The organism is Streptomyces sp. JLYT201 (assembly GCF_059448825.1).
In genome coordinates this window covers 9,179,210-9,194,104 of the sequence record NZ_CM182551.1, presented here as the reverse complement: position 1 = coordinate 9,194,104, position 14,895 = coordinate 9,179,210, and the positions used below count along the sequence as shown (strand labels likewise).

15 protein-coding genes are annotated in these 14,895 nt (G+C 74.1%); 5 read left to right on the top strand and 10 right to left on the bottom strand.

Translation table 11 applies throughout. The features are described 5' to 3' along the window. Positions 1-19: 19 nt before the first annotated feature. A complete protein-coding gene (locus AC5WAM_RS38740; RefSeq protein WP_495520489.1) occupies positions 20-493 on the top strand; it encodes a carboxymuconolactone decarboxylase family protein in 474 nt (157 codons plus the stop codon). Positions 494-509: 16 nt separating this feature from the next. Here the strand turns inward: AC5WAM_RS38740 and AC5WAM_RS38735 are convergent, their stop codons facing one another. Next, positions 510-1,031 carry a winged helix-turn-helix transcriptional regulator gene (locus AC5WAM_RS38735; protein ID WP_495520488.1) on the bottom strand — a complete coding sequence of 174 codons (522 nt, stop codon included), beginning with the start codon at positions 1,029-1,031 and terminating at the stop codon, positions 510-512. A 100-nt stretch (positions 1,032-1,131) separates the two neighbouring features. Between AC5WAM_RS38735 and AC5WAM_RS38730 the strand changes: the two genes are divergently transcribed. After that, a complete protein-coding gene (locus AC5WAM_RS38730) occupies positions 1,132-1,932 on the top strand; it encodes a crotonase/enoyl-CoA hydratase family protein (protein WP_495520487.1) in 801 nt (266 codons plus the stop codon). 185 nt (positions 1,933-2,117) lie between these two features. Continuing rightward, positions 2,118-2,525 (top strand): RidA family protein, encoded by a 408-nt coding sequence (locus AC5WAM_RS38725; RefSeq protein ID WP_366795920.1) that lies wholly within the window; start codon positions 2,118-2,120, stop codon positions 2,523-2,525. Positions 2,526-2,578: 53 nt separating this feature from the next. Here AC5WAM_RS38725 and AC5WAM_RS38720 read toward each other — a convergent pair whose 3' ends face one another. Together AC5WAM_RS38720 and AC5WAM_RS38715 are read right to left on the bottom strand one after the other, a co-directional pair. After that, complete coding sequence (locus AC5WAM_RS38720) at positions 2,579-2,842, bottom strand: hypothetical protein (RefSeq protein WP_138957880.1); 264 nt, start codon at positions 2,840-2,842, stop codon at positions 2,579-2,581. A gap of 72 nt (positions 2,843-2,914) precedes the next feature. Then, the gene (locus AC5WAM_RS38715; RefSeq protein ID WP_172383335.1) at positions 2,915-3,097 is read right to left on the bottom strand and encodes a hypothetical protein; all 183 of its coding nucleotides are present in this window, start codon (positions 3,095-3,097) and stop codon (positions 2,915-2,917) included. 449 nt (positions 3,098-3,546) lie between these two features. Between AC5WAM_RS38715 and AC5WAM_RS38710 the strand changes: the two genes are divergently transcribed. Continuing rightward, positions 3,547-4,086 carry a DM13 domain-containing protein gene (locus AC5WAM_RS38710; RefSeq protein ID WP_366795919.1) on the top strand — a complete coding sequence of 180 codons (540 nt, stop codon included), beginning with the start codon at positions 3,547-3,549 and terminating at the stop codon, positions 4,084-4,086. Between the two features lie 163 nt (positions 4,087-4,249). Next, entirely contained in the window at positions 4,250-4,525 is a 276-nt protein-coding gene (locus AC5WAM_RS38705) for a hypothetical protein (protein WP_495520486.1), read from the top strand. A 79-nt stretch (positions 4,526-4,604) separates the two neighbouring features. Here the strand turns inward: AC5WAM_RS38705 and AC5WAM_RS38700 are convergent, their stop codons facing one another. The 7 genes from AC5WAM_RS38700 to AC5WAM_RS38670 form a co-directional block, all read right to left on the bottom strand. Further along, on the bottom strand, positions 4,605-5,231 hold the full coding sequence (locus AC5WAM_RS38700; RefSeq protein ID WP_495520485.1) for a GNAT family N-acetyltransferase: 627 nt from the start codon (positions 5,229-5,231) through the stop codon (positions 4,605-4,607). A gap of 9 nt (positions 5,232-5,240) precedes the next feature. Further along, positions 5,241-6,485 (bottom strand): winged helix DNA-binding domain-containing protein, encoded by a 1,245-nt coding sequence (locus AC5WAM_RS38695; protein WP_495520484.1) that lies wholly within the window; start codon positions 6,483-6,485, stop codon positions 5,241-5,243. A 37-nt stretch (positions 6,486-6,522) separates the two neighbouring features. Further along, positions 6,523-6,924, bottom strand: a complete 402-nt coding sequence (locus AC5WAM_RS38690) for a VOC family protein (RefSeq protein ID WP_495520483.1) — start codon at positions 6,922-6,924, stop codon at positions 6,523-6,525. A gap of 35 nt (positions 6,925-6,959) precedes the next feature. Then, a complete protein-coding gene (locus tag AC5WAM_RS38685; RefSeq protein ID WP_495520482.1) occupies positions 6,960-7,679 on the bottom strand; it encodes an NADPH-dependent F420 reductase in 720 nt (239 codons plus the stop codon). A gap of 212 nt (positions 7,680-7,891) precedes the next feature. Next, positions 7,892-8,695 carry a PLL family lectin gene (locus AC5WAM_RS38680; RefSeq protein ID WP_495520481.1) on the bottom strand — a complete coding sequence of 268 codons (804 nt, stop codon included), beginning with the start codon at positions 8,693-8,695 and terminating at the stop codon, positions 7,892-7,894. A 49-nt stretch (positions 8,696-8,744) separates the two neighbouring features. Then, entirely contained in the window at positions 8,745-14,309 is a 5,565-nt protein-coding gene (locus AC5WAM_RS38675; RefSeq protein WP_495520480.1) for a sacsin N-terminal ATP-binding-like domain-containing protein, read from the bottom strand. Between the two features lie 151 nt (positions 14,310-14,460). Next, positions 14,461-14,853: a hypothetical protein gene (locus tag AC5WAM_RS38670; RefSeq protein WP_495520479.1), complete on the bottom strand. Its 393-nt coding sequence runs from the start codon at positions 14,851-14,853 to the stop codon at positions 14,461-14,463. Positions 14,854-14,895 lie beyond the last annotated feature (42 nt).

Genomic DNA, 14,895 nt, shown 5'->3' with positions numbered 1-14,895 from the left:
GACGACACAGGAGCACACGATGACCGCTCGCCTGAACTTCTTCACCAACACCGTCGCGACCGCGTTCGCCCGGCACCTCGTCGCGGCGGACCGGGCCCTGGCGGATTCGGGGCTCCCCGCCGCCACCCGGGAACTGGTGAAGCTGCGCGCCAGCCAGATCAACGGCTGCGGCTTCTGCGTGGACATGCACGCCAAGGACGCCGCGCACGCCGGGGAGAGCGCGACGCGCCTGAACCTGGTCGCGGTCTGGCGCGAGGCCACCGTGTTCACCGACGCCGAGCGGGCCGCCCTGGAGCTCGCGGAGCAGGGCACCCGCATCGCCGACGCTGCGGGCGGGGTCACCGACGAGGCCTGGGCCGACGCCGCCAAGCACTACGACGAGGATCAGCTCGCGGCCCTGGTGTGCGCCATCGCGCTCATCAACGCCTTCAACCGGGGGAACGTCATGGTGCAGCAGCCCGCCGGTGGCTACGAGCCCGGTCAGCGGCACTGAGACCGGTGACGCGCGGTCAGCCCGCGGCCTCCGTGCCGTCCCCGGCGGGGAAGCGGGCCCGCACCGCCGGGTCGTCGAGCAGCCGGGACGGGAAGCCGGGGCCGATGCGGACGGTCACGTCCTCGTGGTGGAGGGGTTCGTCGCAGGACGAGCAGACGACGCGGGCCCGGGTGTCGTGGCCGCAGGTCGTGTGGCGCAGGACCGTGGGCACGCCGTCCTCCCCCGACTGCCACCGGTCGCCCCAGGCGTTGATCGCCGCGAGCACGCCGAAGAAGTCGCGGCCCTTGTCCGTCGGCAGATACGCGTGGCGGACGGGGTCGCTCTGGTAGGCGCGGCGCTCCAGGAGGCCCGCGCTCTCCAAGCGCCGCAGGCGGTCGGTGAGGGTGTTGCGGGCGATGCCGAGCGTCCCGATGAAGCCGTCGAAGCGCGACTCCCCGTAGAAGACCTCGCGCAGCACCAGCAGCATCCAGCCGTCGCCGAGGATGTCGACGGTGCGGGCGATGGAGCAGGGCCAGCTGTCGAAAGAGGTCCGTCTCATCCGCCCAGCTTATCGGTTTCATGATGAGACCCACTTGTGAGCACGCCCGCGGGCGGCTACCTTCCAGTAGGTCTCATCATGCAACTTAACTGGAGGGCTGATGGGTTCCACGCCTGCGGACACGGCCGCGGTCACCGTCGAACGGGACGGGCACGTGCTGTTGATGGGCCTGAACCGCCCCGCGAAGCGCAACGCGTTCACCCGGCGCACGCTGACCGAACTGTCGCTCGCGTACGGCCTGTTGGAGCGGGACGACGACCTGTGGTGCGGAGTGCTCTTCGCCCACGGGGACCACTTCACCGGCGGCCTCGACATGCTCGACGTCGGCGCCGAGCTGGCCTCCGGGGAGTTCCCCGCGCCCGAGGGCGGCCGTGACCCGTGGCGCCTGGACGGGCCCTGGACCAAGCCCGTGGTGGCGGCCGCGCAGGGCTGGGTGATGACCCTCGGCATCGAACTGCTCCTTGCCGCCGACATCCGGGTCGCGGCCCGGGACGCGCGCTTCGCCCAGCTGGAGGTCCGCCGGGGCATCTACCCCTTCGGCGGGGCGACGTTCCGCCTGCCCCAGCAGGCGGGCTGGGGCAACGCCATGCGGTGGCTGCTCACCGGCGAGGAGTTCGACGCCACGGAGGCCCATCGCATCGGCCTGGTGCAGGAGGTCGTCGACGACGGTCCGGCCGCCCGCGCCCGTGCCGTCGAGCTCGCCGCCCTCATCGCGGCGAAGTCCGCGCCCCTGGGGGTCCGTACGACCCTGGAGTCCGCGCACCGGGCGCGCGAGCACGGCGACGCACGCGCCGTCGAGCGGCTGCGCCCCGACGTCGCACGGCTCGTCGCGTCCTCCGACGGGGCCGAGGGGGTCCGGTCCTTCGCCGAGCGGCGCGACGCCGTCTTCACCGGCACCTGACCGGTCGGCGGGTGGAACGGCGGGTGGTCACCCGCCGTTTCCCGGCTCCGGCAGCCGTCTGAGCTGCTGGGTCACCTTGAGGTGCCCCAGTCACCGAAAAGTGCATCCTTCCACGTCAGCGGCCACTCTCCTACGGTTCCCGAGTAACCGCTGGAGAGCACTCGCGTCTTGGTTTCGGAGGCATCATGGCCATCACCCTCGTCAACCCCGCCGGACTGCCGGAGGTCGACGCCTATCGACAGGTGTCGATCGCGTCGGGGTCGAAGCTGGTCTTCGTCGCCGGGCAGGTCGCCTGGGACGCCGCGGGCGTGACGGTCGGCGAGGGCGACCTCGCGGCCCAGGTCGAGCAGTGCTACCTCAATGTCGGCACCGCCCTCGCCGCGGCCGGCGCCACCTTCGCCGACGTGGCGAAGCTGACCGTCCACGTCGTCGACTGGGCACCGGACAAGATGCCCCTCCTCCTGGAAGGGATCGCCAGGGCCGCCGCGAAGCTGGGGGTGACACCGGTGGCGCCGGGCACGCTCCTGGGCGTCGCGGCCCTCGACGCGCCCGACCACCTGGTCGAGGTCGAGGCCACGGCCGTCATCGACTGACGAGGTGCCCGGACCGCCGTGGCCCCGCCCCCGGGACGGGGCCACGGCCCGCGCTAGTCGTTGCTGACAAGAACGTTGAGCCGGTAGTTCAGGGGATCCGACCACTCGATGTTGACCCAGATGACGTACTGGCCGTCCCTCGGCGCCACGTTGTGCACCGTCATGCGCGCGCTGCCGACGAAGGAGTCGCCGTTGGCGTCGACTTCGGTGATGGAGGCGACGATGGTGCTCCCCTTGAAGGCGACAGGCGAGTTGATGGGCTGCACGAAGCTGCCGCGTCCCCTGCCGTTGAATACCCGTCGGATAACCGTGCTCATGTCCCCTCTTTCCGCTGCTTGTGCCCTATCCGCTCCTGTGGTCCTGCCGCTCCCCGTGTCCGCGCGCCGAGGTCACACCGCCTCGTCCTCGGCGGCTTCGAGCACCGCGGGGGCCACCGCGCTCTCCGCGGCGTCCGCGGCCTGGTCCGCGCCCTCCGACAGGGCGCTGGGCGGGGCCACGCCCGGACCCGCGGGTTCGTCCTGGCCCGCTCCTGCCACTTGCGGCGCGGGCTCCCCTACGTGGCTGCCGCTCACACCGCTCCCCTTTCTCTAGTTCTGCGAATCCCCGCGGGCCTCCGCGGTGGTGCGGAACGTCCGCGGGACCCCTTCGCGTCCGGCGCCGGGCCCCCGGGGCGCGGGGCACCCGGTCCGAGGACGCGAAGGGGCGTAAGGAGTTGCTGGCGAGTCGCTACTGTCCCCCCGGCGCGGGGGCGTGTCCATCACCCACAAGGAGCACAAGGGGGTACGGGCCCACCAGTCTCGGACAAAAGCACTATGCCGCGCCGTCAGGGACCTGTCCGGATCCCGGGCCCTGCGTTCCGCGCCGACCGCCCGGGGCCGGACAGGGCAGCCCGCCGCGACCGGCCGCAGCAGGACGCCGGGCTCGACCTGGCCGCCGATCAAGCCCTGATCAGGCATTACGTGAGTCTTACGGATCCCGCCCCGGGGCCGGATCCGGGCCCGTGGTGCGGTGTGCTTGCGTCATGAAGCTCTCGCTGCGACGCCGTGTCGTCCTCCCCGTGCTGCTGGTCACCACCTTGGCGGTCGCCTTCGCGCTGTACTTCTTCCAGCCGTGGCGCGCCTTCACGAACACCACTGTCAACGAGGCCCTGCCCACGGCGATGGCCGGAGGCGAGGGCGCGGGCAGTGGCGGCTCCCCCGCCGCCGTCAAGGAGCTGGCCCGCGGCAGCCTCGTCGCACACGAGCACCCCACCAGCGGCACCGCCCGCGCCCTGCGGCTCGCCGACGGCCGCCAGCTGCTGCGCCTGGAGGACCTCAAGACGTCGGAGGGCCCTGACGTACGGGTCTATCTGTCCACGCGGCCCGCCTCGGAGGTCACCGACGGGCTCGGCGCGGGAGCCGTGCAGCTGGGCCGTCTCAAGGGCAATCTGGGCAACCAGAACTACACCGTGCCGGACGGCACCGACCCCGCCGGGTTCCGCAGCGCGGTCGTCTGGTGCGAGCGCTTCGGAGTCTCCTTCGGCGCCGCCGACCTCACCCCGTCACCCGCCGCGGCACCCTGATCGCACGGCCACCGCGCCCGGCGCCGCAGCGCGCCCCTTGCGCCCTGCCCATCCCTCTTCACACCTCACGGCTCTCGTGTCACGGAAGGAACCCTCGGGTACGCCACGTAGCGATCAATAGCGCCGAGTGACCACCTCGCGCTGTCACCCGAGAGGAACACTGATGCTCAAGCGTCTCGCTGCCGTCGTCGGCGGTCTCACCCTTGCCCTCGGCGGTGCCGTGGCCGTCGCACCCGCTGTCAACGCCACTCCGCAGGGCTGCTTCTACCAGGTCCTGGAGCAGCACCCCGAGGTGGACGCCGACGTGGTGGCGCACGCCTGCCTCACCGCTGCCGACGGCAGCTCCGAGAGCGTGCGGACCTGCTACGCCGAGCTGCGGCGGGAGTTCGTCCCCGCCCAACTGGCCCTGGAGGCCTGTCGACGCGCGTCGCAGGACTAGCGGCGGGCCTGGCTGCCGCCGGGCCGCGGGCGCTCCTTCCCGCGGTCCGGCCGACACGGCCGACCGGCGGCCGCACCCGTCACCGCGCCGTCCAGATCCAGCCCAGGCGGCGCAGTCCCAGGCGGCGTGCGACGGACTGGGAGGCGAGGTTGGTGTCGGTCGTGCTGTAGAAGAGCACCTCCTTGTTCCGGCGCTCGCGGTGCGACCAGGCCGCGACGCAGGCGGGGGCAAGGCCCCGGCCGCGGAAGTCAGGGCGGGTCCAGATGCCCGCCTCCGCGGCGGTGGCGCTCGCCGCCGGGGTGTGGCATATCGACACCGGCGCCCTCCCGTGGACGGCCATGGCCCACTCCCCCAGGCGGCCGCCGATCAGTTCGCCCCACTCGTCGGGCTGCCAGGCGTCGGGGCGGACGAACCGCTGGGCGGCGCGCCGCCCTTCGACGGTGGACACGACGACGGGCAAGGGGGCGGGCGGCACGTCGACGTGTGCCGGGAAGACCCAGCTGGGCCCGCCGTCGATGGCCGCCGTCCCGGCACGGCCCTTACGCGCCGCGCCGGTCCCGAGCGCCAGCAGCCGCGCCCGCGGCGACCAGGCCCACACGGCCAGCACCGTGGGGTCGCGGAGCACCGGGGGGCCGCCGGAGCCGGGCAGGAGCCCGTGGATCGCGTCGACCTCGGCCGCGAGGAGGCGCTTCTCGTCCCATTGCATGCGGTGAGGCTAACTGCCCTGTGCGGCCTGCCCGTTCGGGTATCGAAGGCCGCCTCTCTTTCCGGACACTGGGCCCCCGGCGCCGAGGCGGCGTTCGAGGGGAGTGCGGTAGCTGGGGGTGACGCGGGTGCCGTCGAGGAAGGCGGTCAGGCGACCGACGGCTTCCGCCACGGCCGTGCGGGCCTCGCGGCCGGGGTCGGTGAGGAGGTGGTGGCGCACGTGTCCTTCGGGCCCTTGGGACCAGGCGCCGATGACGCGGCCGCCCCACCAGACCGTGGGTCCGATGTTGCCGTTGCGGTCGAAGAGTTCGGGTGCGTATGCCGGGTCGAGGTACCAGTCGCGGTGGCGCCAGCCCATCGCGGTGGGGTCGAGGCCGGGCAGCAGCGCGGCTTCCGGTGCGGCGGCCGGGAGCGGGTCGACGTCCTCGGGCAGTACGTGGCCCGTGCCTTCGGCGAGCTCGACGGCCTGCGCGGCGGTGGCCGCGAGCGCGGCGCGCGTGGCGGTGAGCGTCCAGCCCGTCCACCACTTGAGGTCGTCGACGGTGACGGGCCCGAAGGCCGCCAGATAGCGCCGGGCCAGCTCGGCCCGCGCCTCGGCGGCGGGCAGCGGCGACTGCGGCCGCGCAGGGGCCCAGCGGAACTGCCCGGACGTCCACGAGCCCACGGGCCGGGCGCGCCGCACCCGCCCCTCGGCGGCCAGCAGGCCGAGCACCGGTGAGACGGCCCGCTGCCGTGACGCGTAGGGCTTCCCGGGGTTGACCACGAACTGTTCGCTCAAGTCCGGTACGTCGGCCGCCAGTTCGGCGGCGGTGGCCTCGCCGCGTGCCGCGAGGGCGTCGAGGAGGGCTCGCTCCACGGCGGCGCGGCGGCGCTCGTCCCAGCCCAGGGCGTCGCGCAGCTTCGCCGTGGCGTCGGCGCGGTGCGGGTCGTTGGTCTTGGCGGTCGCGTGCCAGACGGTCGGGACCAGCGCGGCCGGGACCACGAACAGGGTGCGGCGCATGCACCGTACGCGCGCCAGTTCCGGCTCGGCCCCGGGGCCCGTGTCGTGGAGCGCGGCGTCGATGGCGGCGACGGTGGGGGTCCGCATCCGGGCGGCCGCCGCGAGGAAGACCGTCGCCGGGTCGGTGGCGTGCAGTCCGGTCAGGGCGTGCGCGACCTCCTGGGCCGAGGTGACCCTGGTGGCGGCGGTGAGGAGATGCCGCCGGGCCAGGCGGGCGCGGCGTTCGGCGGCGGTGACGCCAGGCAGGGCGGTCATGCGGGTTCCCGGGGCTCGTGGTCGGTCGCGGAGGGGGTCAGCGGGCGCCGTGGACGCAGAAAGGCTGGCCCGACGGGTCGAGCAGGACGGTCCAGTCCGCGCCGCCGGGCTGGAACGCGGGCTTGGTCGCGCCGAGTTCGAGGAGGCGCTCTTCCGCTGCTCGCGCGTCGTCGAAGGCGAGGTCCATGTGGAAGGGCAGTGGGTCCTCGGGCCAGTTGGGGGCGGTGAAGTCCTCGCTCGTGCAGAAGAGGTACATGGCCGGGCCGACGTGGAACGCGAAGGCGACGTCGGTGCCGTGCTCGTCGGGGAAGGTGTCACTCACCTCGGTGCCGAGGGCGGCGGCGTAGAAGTCGGCCAGCTGCCGTCCGTCCTTGGCCCACAGCGCGTAGCAGATGACCTTGCCCGCCAACGGGGTGCCGGGTGTGTCGGTGCTCGTCATGGCGTGTCCTTGCGGTCGCGGGGGCGGCGGGCCGCTCAGCGCACGACCTTGATGCCGAAGTGGCCGCCGAACTGCTGGCCGAGGCCGAAGCCGATGGCGGAGTGCATGTGGGCGTACATCTCCATGCCGCGCGAGCAGACGAGGGGGCCGAGGTCGAGGACGTCGGTCCAGCCGTAGGACGCGAGCAGGTCGGTGACGGTCCGCTTGGCGTCGTCGTGGTCGGAGGCGACGAACATGGTGTGGTCGCCGTCGCCGACCGCCTTCGGGTTGACGACGGTGGACTGCTCCTGCGTGACGAAGCTCTTGACGACCTTCGCGTCCGGCAGGGCGCGCTGGATCCGCTCGCCGAGGCTGTCGGTGTCACAGGGGTCGAGCTTCGGCATGACGCCCCACGGCGTGGGCCAGGGGTGCTCCGACGCGTGCTGGTAGAGGTAGGGCACGGCGTAGTCGATGAGCGTCTTACCGCTCAGGCTGCCCGCGATGCCCGTGAGGGCGGCGACGGCGTTGTGCCCGTCGATGCCGTTGATGACGATCTCGTCGGCGGCCTCCGCGGCGTCACCGAAGGTCAGCAGGGTGACACCGGGGTGGTCGGCGAGCCACTGCCCGTAGGGCGCGTTGCCCATCATGTCGGGCTCGGTGCGGGCCAGGGTGGCCTCCGGGTCGCGGGTGCCGGCGAACACCTCGTGGCCGAGCTCGACGAGCTTGGCGGTGTGCTCACGGGCACCGCCGCCGGTGCCGAGAACCGCGATCTTCATGACGGAGCCTTTCGGTGCGGACGGGACCCTGGAGGCGAGCCCCGCACTTGATTAGTACATACGTACCGTACAACGACGCCGACAAGTTCACAATACGGACATTGCGCCTGCCTTACCCAGTCAAAGCCCGCCGGTCGGCGCACATCTAGCGCTGACGAAGCGCGCGACTCCCCGATTGGCGGTCGCGGCACTCACCCATCAGTACATACGTACTAGACAGCAGAGAGGCAGCCGCTCTCGGCGCAGAGTTGCCAGGGGCCCCACGGGCCGCCGGGGGATGTCTGCGTGATCTGCCAGTAGCGGTCCCTGTTCCACTCGCGGACCGAGACGGTCAGGCGGTCGTCGGCGAGCTGGGTGACCCGGTCGGGGTGGCTGAGGCCCACGTTCGGTTCGGGCAGGGGGCCGAGCGACTCCACCGGACCCCACATGTCGCCGGGGCTCAGCTGGCGGCGCAGCTCCAGGGAGCCGCCGCTCGACTGCGCCGACGCGAAGGCGTCGATGGTGCCGTCCCGTTCCGTGAAGAGCACGACACCCCCGTGGTACGGCATGGGGGCCAGGCCGAAGGGTCCCGGGGCCGTCCACGTGTGATCGCCCGGACGTTGCACGGAGTGGCAGAAGGCGCCGTACGTGGAGAAGAGGAGTTCCAGGCGTCCGTCGCCGTTCTCGACGGCGGTGACGTAGTGGCTCTTGGGCCCTACGGTGGCCGCGCTCACGCGTTCCCAGGGTCCGAACCGGCCTCCCGGCGCCTCCTGTTCGCGGTGCCATACGAAGGGGAGGCGGGCCGTCGCCGTCGTGTCGTAGAACTGCTGGAACTGTGCCACGCGCCCGTCGGACCGCGGTACGGAGACGAGGCTGTCCGGCACCGGGGCGCTCGCCAGGCCCTGGGCCCGGTCGTCGGCCGGGCAGGCGGCCGTGGCCGCGCGGGCGGGGGACGGGGCCGCGAGGCCGCCGCCCAGGGCGCCGAGCAGCAGCGCGGCCACGGCGAGCAGCGTGCGTAACGGAGAGGTTCGCGTCATCCGGGCATTGTCGTGGTGCGGCGGGGTGCGGGGTGGAGAGCGGTTCCGGTCACCACCGGTAGGAGAAGCGCAGGGCGCCGCCCTCCTCGCGGTAGCGGCCGCGGCCCCGCCTGCCGAAGGGGTTCGGGAGCATGCGGACGCTCACCCGCTCCGGCTCGCGGACCGAGGTGACCACCAGGAGCCGCCAGCGGTCGCCTGCCGCGTGCCGCTGGGCCGCGCGGACCTCGCTCTCGCCGAGCTCGAGGCGGCCGCCCTCGCCCTGGGTCGCCTTCACCTCGAACATCAGGGGCCGTGGGCCGGAGCCGACTGCGAAGTCGTAGCCGAGGCCGTCGTCGCCCGCCGGGCCGGGGAAGAGCCGCCTGCGGTTCGTGGACACCCAGCTCGTCTCGTCCGCGGCCTCGGGGTAGCCCCGGCACAGCCAGTGGTAGGCGTACCACTCCCCCATGTATCCGATGGCGTCGCGCTGGGCCGGGGAGAGCCCGGCGTCCGCGCCGCCGTGGCGGCCGCCGGGCCCGCGTCGGCCGCCGCCGGACGAGCGGCGGGCCGGTGGCAGCTCCTGGGGCCGGGTGAAGGCGACGCGGCCGCCGCCGAGGGCGGGGATGGCACCCCGGTCCAGGGCGCGCTGGAGTGCGGCGGTCAGGTCGGTGAGGTCGTCCGCGCGCAGGTCGATGTCCCTGCCGCCGACGGAGAGGGTGCGCCGGCGGCGCTCCTGTGCGCGGCGCTCGTGCTCCGCCGCGTGCCGCACCCGGTCCAGGGCGGTCGTGGTGAGCCCGTGGGCGTCGAGGTCGACGGTCGCGGGCATGCCGTCCGGCCAGTGGCCGAGCGCGGCGAGCCAGCCGACGACGTCGTCCGGGCCGAGGAGCCGGAAGTCCAGGGCTCCGGCCGCGTCGAGGAGGTCGGTGACGGCCTCGGCTGGGTTCGTGCCGCCCAGTGATTCGGGCAGAGGGCGCCGGGCCGCCTGCACCAGGGCCGCGAGGTCCGCGACGGCTTCGGCGACCGCGCGGCGGTTGCCGCTGCGGACCTGGTCGACCGGGGGCAGGTGGGCGCCCTCGCGGGGAGCGGGTGCCCCCAGACGCAGCGCGAGCTGGGCCTCGACGTGGGAGGCGATCAGCGGGGTGTCGGCGGTGTCCACGGTGTACTCCCACGACTTCGGGGCCGTGATCCAGTCCAGGGTGCGCAGCACCGGCCAGTCCGGCAGCGGCTCGCGCGCGTCGAAGGCGTCGAGGGCGGCCCGGCGCAGCCGGTTCACGAGGGACCTGCGGTGCAGGTCCAGATGCCCCCGCACCGCCTCTTCGTGGGCCTCGGCGTGGCTGATGCGGCCGGGGCGCGGCAGGGTGTCCAGGGTCTCGTTGAACGCGGCGAAGCCGATGTCCAGGAGCAGCCGCAGCTCGTCGAGGTCACGGGCCGTGCGGGCCAGGCGGATGAACTCCTCCGGCGGCAGCGGCAGTTCGTCGCCGCAGCCGTCGAGGGCGCTCTGGAACTCCCTGGTGTCGCGGGGCGGCGGCACGGTCAGCTCTGCGGCCGCGGCCGCGCCGAGGAAGTGGACGAGGAAGGGGAAGCAGCGCTCCAGGACCCCTCCGATGGCCCCGTCGATGCGGCGGCCCGTCTCCTCGACCTGGGAGCGCGTGACGCCGAGGGCGTCGGCGAGCTCGTCCGGCGCGGGCGCGCGCGGATCGGCGTGGCAGGCGGCGAGGTGGAGGGCCGCGAGGCGCAGCCGGATGCCGAAGTCGCGGTGCCCGAGCAGATCGGCGAGGGCGGGTGCGAGCCGGGCCGCCTCCGCCCAGCCCGGGTCGGCGTCCCGGGTGAGGAGCAGCGGGTGCTTGGGGTCGGGCAGGGGCAGGACCCCGCCGAGCCGGTCCGGCATGGTGACGGGCCTGCCGTCGAGCCCGATCTCCCAGGTGCGGTAGCGGTGCAGGCGGATCCGGCGGACCGCGGCGGTCAGCTCGGCCAGTTCGGCGTCGCTCGGCCGTGGCCCGTCCGCCACGTGGTCGGCGAGCACGCCCGCCGCGAGGGTGAGCCAGGGCAGCTCGTCGACGAGGGGCTCGCCGAGGGCGGCCGCGTTCACGACCTCGCCGTCCACGGTCACGGAGAACGCGGCGTCGTCGACGTGCCGGACCGCGTCCGGGCGGCCGAGGCGCGCGGCGGCCTCGGCGGCGACGCCGGGCACGACGAGCAGCGGCCGTCCCATCTCCCGTACGAGCCGCGCGGTGAGGCTTTCGCGCTCTCCGCTGACGTACAGCACGGAGTGCGGGCTGCCGGGGCCGGAAACCGAACCGCCCTGACCGGAGGGCGCGTTGCCGGGCGCGGCGGGCTCCTGTCCGGCCCCAAGGACCGCGTCGTCGCCCCCAAGGGCCGCGTCCTCGCCCCCGGGGATCGCGTCCTCGCCCCCGGTGGCCGCGCCGCCCAGTTCGGAGAGCCGCACCGCGATCAGCCGCTCCCCCGCCTCGGCGAGGACACACGCGTCGTCCGGCAGCGCGCCGGACGTCTGCTGGACGAGGTGCTTCCAGGCGCGTTCGTTGGCGCGCTGCGCGGCGGGCCGGTCCTCGCCGCCGACCTCGCCGTCGGCGACGAGCCGCCCCAGCGCGGCGACGAGCCGGGCGCTGTCGCGGGGGTCGTCCCACGTCGGAAGCCCCAGGGAGCGCAGCCGCGCGCCGGTCTGCTGCGGCTCGACGAGGGGGCGTACGCGCCGGTCGACACCCGGCGCGTACAGGGGCTCCTCGTCGAGTCCGGGCGGGCAGTACCAGGCGTCGGCGGGGCGTACGAACCGCACGGTCCTGCCGCGTCCGCGCACCGGGAGCCACGGCTGCTCCCTGAGGAAGGCGGCCAGCGGGGTCCGCACCCGCTCCCGGTCGTCCCTGCGGCTGCCCGCGCTGGACCACGTGCTGGTGAAGTACCGGTCCGTCCACTCGGCGAGGCCGTGCAGGACGAGTCGCGCGTACGCGAGGCGGGCGCTCTCACCGAGCCGTCCGACGACGTCCTGCCCCGGCAGCCAGAAGGCGGGGCTGCCCTCGTAGGGCGTCTGCGGGTACCAGGCGGTGGAGGCGGACCTGCCGATGTGCGGCTCCCACTGCGCGGCCACCCCCGAGGGCACGCCGGCCAGGCGCACCAGGCGGGCGGCGACCAGGTCCTGGCCGTATTCGCGGCGCACGGCGTTGGCGGCGTACACCGGCGAGAGGCCGTCGCCCACGCCCGCTTCGAGGAGGAACTCCCGCCACTCCTGGGCGGTTTCGCCGCGCCTGAGGAACGCCTCCGGCGGGGCGGTCAGGCGCCTGCCGATCCGCTTGAGGCTCGGGGAGGCCTCCTGGCCCGCTTCGACCACGACGACGAGGTCGTCCCCGCAGGTGCCGTCCCAGCCCCGGCCGAAGACCGCTTGGGCGGCCCTGATCGGCGTCCCGTCGGCGGAGGGCACGTAGAGGCCCAGGCCGCCGACGGCCATCCCGCTCGTCGAGCGGCGGGAGCGCCACAGCCGGAAGACGAAGCGCAGTGCCTGGTCGCGCAGCTTGCGGTCCTTGCTCTCCGCGAGGGCTCTGCGCACGTGTTCCAGCAGGCCCTTCACGTCGAAGGGGCGTACCAGACCGGCGTGTTCGAGGAAGAAGCGGGCGGGCTGGCGGCGGACGTGCCGCGCCGTGCCGGTCCAGGTCAGGCCGGGGTGCAGGGAGAACAGCCGCTTGCCGAGCACGGCGGGGACCGCGAGGGCGTCCGCCTCGCCGCCGAGGTCGCCGCGCACCGGCTGGAAGAAGGCCTCGCGCCGGGCCCGGCGCCCGCCGCGCCCCGCGGGCCGCACCTCGCCGTTGGCGTTGCGCAGCGTCCCGTCGTCGGCCAGGAGGATCCGCCGCCCGCGCAGGACGGTGCCGTCGTCCTGGAAGAGGGCCGCCAGGTCGTCGTACGCGTCGTCCCACGGCTCGACGGTGTCGCCGGGTCCGGGCAGCGGAAGCGTGGCGATCATGCGTTCCACGTGCTCGGCGAGCGCCTCGGGCGCGGGTTCCCAGGGGCAGCCGAGGGCCTTGCAGACGGCGGCCAGGCGCTTGAGCCGCTCGCCGCCGACGTCCGGGTCAGCGACCACGGCACCGGCGTCGCGGGCGCGCCGCGCGGTGAGGACGGCCAGGTCGTGGTCGGGCCACAGGGCGGCCTGCCGGGGCGCGGCCCAGGCGGTGTGCGGGGGCTCGCCGTCGGCGGCGAGCACGGGGACGAGCGGTACGTCGGCCAGTTCGCGGCCGTGCACGTGCCGGGCCGCCGTGAGGAGGAGACCGGCCTTGCGCCTGCCGGTCTCCCAGCTCACCAGGTCCACGGCGAGGCGGCGCAGACGCAGATCCGGTGCCGTGCGCAGGCGCTCGGCGGCTGCGAGGCAGGTCTCGGCGAGCGCGTCGAACAGCAGCGCGTTCAGGGGGTGTTCGGCGTCGAGGCCCGTCCGGTCCATCTTGGTGAAGAACGGCGCGTTGACGTGGGCGGCGAGGGGCGCGGTCGCGCCGTCCCCCAAGGGCAGGAACGTGTACGTCTGGCCGCGGCGCGCCTTGCCCGCGGCGAGCGGCACCGCGACCTCGATGACGGCGGGTTCGCTCCACTCCAGCCAGGCGTCGTCGAGGAGGCCGAGGCCGGTCGCCTCCGCGACGGTGCGTCGCAGGCGCTCGGGCGAGACCTGGCCGCGGGCGACGAGGAACTCCCCGGTGCCTTCCAGGGTGACCCGGGCGAGGGCGGCTTCGGGGCGGGCCTCGGCGGAGCGGGCCTCGGTGGGGTGGCCCTCGGCAGGGCGGGGCGGGATCGCTTCGGGCGCGGCGAGCCGGAGTGGCTCCCTTGACGGCAGAGGCTCCCCCGACGGGAGGGCGAACGGCTCCTCAGCGCGGGCCAGTTCATGGACCTGCCGCACCGCGCCGCCGCCCCGCCACTCCAGCGTCAGTCCGGCGAGCCGGTCGAGGAAGAGCATGACCGGCGTCTTGGCCTCGGCAAGCTCCCGCAGGCGCAGCCGCACCTCGTCGAGGGCTGCCTCGCCGCGCAGCGGAAGGCGGACCACGGTGACGTGCCCGAGGGCGGCCAGCTCGGCGCAGACGCCGGGCACCTCCGCGACGGGGAACGGGACCTGGAACGGGGGCAGTTCGTCATGGGCCTTGCGCGCCGTCCGCTCGTCCTGGAGCAGCTCCACCAGGTCGTCCCGGCGCGCGAAGCGGAAGCAGTAGCCGTCCAGCGGGCCGGGCTCCCGCCGGGCCGACGCGGCGCTGTAGATCTCCGGGGCCTCGGTGATCTGGAGGATGCTGCGGAACCCCACTCCCTTGTTGCCGATGCCCTCCCCGATCGGCTTGTCGCTGCGGGCGAACTTGCACACGGCCTCGACTCGGGACCAGGTGAACGGGGTGCCGCCGTTGGCGATGTAGAGCGTGCCCGCCTCCCCTTCGTCCTCGTCGAGCAGGACGTGCACCCGGCCGTCGCCGCGGTCCTTGGGGTGCGCGTCGTGGGCGTTCTGCAGCAGCTCCAGGAGGAAGCGCCCCGCGTAGTCCCGGGCGTTGCTCAGCGAGGCGGCGCGCAGTTGCAGACCGGGCTGCCAGGTCGGAGCCAGCTGCCATTCGTGCAGCACCTTGAGCGCGTAGTCCCGCAGCCGGGCCCCATACGCATGGTCCGTCATGGTCCCCCCCTAGGGCCTGTCCGCATGCTCGACGCAACGGTAGCGAGGTGACCGCGGGGAGGGAGCCGGGACCGACAGCGAGCAGGGACGCGCCCGTTCGGCTCGTTCGGCGCCTACCGGACGAGCAGCGGCAGCGGCCGGACGGGGCGCGTCAGTACATGATCTGGCCGGTACTCGCGTTCACACCCCTGAACTGCACATAGAACTGCTTCCCCGGGATCGCGTTGTGGGCGATCGTCACCCACACCTCCTTCGGGGCGTCCTTCCAGGCATTGCAACTGCTCGGGGTACAGACCCTCACCACCCGGTCGTAGTAGGTCATCAGGCCGATGTTCGTGCAGCCGTAGTTGACCTCGGCCCAGTGCCCCCTGATGGGCCAGTGCGCGTCGTCACCGGGTCCGGTGCCCGCCTCCGAGCGGTACGAGACCGCCTCGCACCCCTGGGCGGCGGCCGGGGCCGCCGCACCCGCCTCGGGGGCCGTGGCCAGCAGGGCCGAGCCCGTCAGCGCGAGCGCCGCCAGTCCAGGGACGAAAGCCTTCCGCATGAGCAAACCTCCGTGAGGGTCACCACCATTCGGGGCTCCGTC

Excerpts from the sequence above, each read along its gene's own strand:
- AC5WAM_RS38740 (WP_495520489.1), top strand. The coding sequence starts at position 20 with ATGACCGCTCGCCTGAACTTCTTCACCAACACCGTCGCGACCGCGTTC.
- AC5WAM_RS38735 (WP_495520488.1), bottom strand. The coding sequence starts at position 1,031 with ATGAGACGGACCTCTTTCGACAGCTGGCCCTGCTCCATCGCCCGCACC.
- AC5WAM_RS38730 (WP_495520487.1), top strand. The coding sequence starts at position 1,132 with ATGGGTTCCACGCCTGCGGACACGGCCGCGGTCACCGTCGAACGGGAC.
- AC5WAM_RS38725 (WP_366795920.1), top strand. The coding sequence starts at position 2,118 with ATGGCCATCACCCTCGTCAACCCCGCCGGACTGCCGGAGGTCGACGCC.
- AC5WAM_RS38720 (WP_138957880.1), bottom strand. The coding sequence starts at position 2,842 with ATGAGCACGGTTATCCGACGGGTATTCAACGGCAGGGGACGCGGCAGC.
- AC5WAM_RS38710 (WP_366795919.1), top strand. The coding sequence starts at position 3,547 with ATGAAGCTCTCGCTGCGACGCCGTGTCGTCCTCCCCGTGCTGCTGGTC.
- AC5WAM_RS38705 (WP_495520486.1), top strand. The coding sequence starts at position 4,250 with ATGCTCAAGCGTCTCGCTGCCGTCGTCGGCGGTCTCACCCTTGCCCTC.
- AC5WAM_RS38700 (WP_495520485.1), bottom strand. The coding sequence starts at position 5,231 with ATGCAATGGGACGAGAAGCGCCTCCTCGCGGCCGAGGTCGACGCGATC.
- AC5WAM_RS38695 (WP_495520484.1), bottom strand. The coding sequence starts at position 6,485 with ATGACCGCCCTGCCTGGCGTCACCGCCGCCGAACGCCGCGCCCGCCTG.
- AC5WAM_RS38690 (WP_495520483.1), bottom strand. The coding sequence starts at position 6,924 with ATGACGAGCACCGACACACCCGGCACCCCGTTGGCGGGCAAGGTCATC.
- AC5WAM_RS38685 (WP_495520482.1), bottom strand. The coding sequence starts at position 7,679 with ATGAAGATCGCGGTTCTCGGCACCGGCGGCGGTGCCCGTGAGCACACC.
- AC5WAM_RS38680 (WP_495520481.1), bottom strand. The coding sequence starts at position 8,695 with ATGACGCGAACCTCTCCGTTACGCACGCTGCTCGCCGTGGCCGCGCTG.
- AC5WAM_RS38675 (WP_495520480.1), bottom strand. The coding sequence starts at position 14,309 with ATGACGGACCATGCGTATGGGGCCCGGCTGCGGGACTACGCGCTCAAG.
- AC5WAM_RS38670 (WP_495520479.1), bottom strand. The coding sequence starts at position 14,853 with ATGCGGAAGGCTTTCGTCCCTGGACTGGCGGCGCTCGCGCTGACGGGC.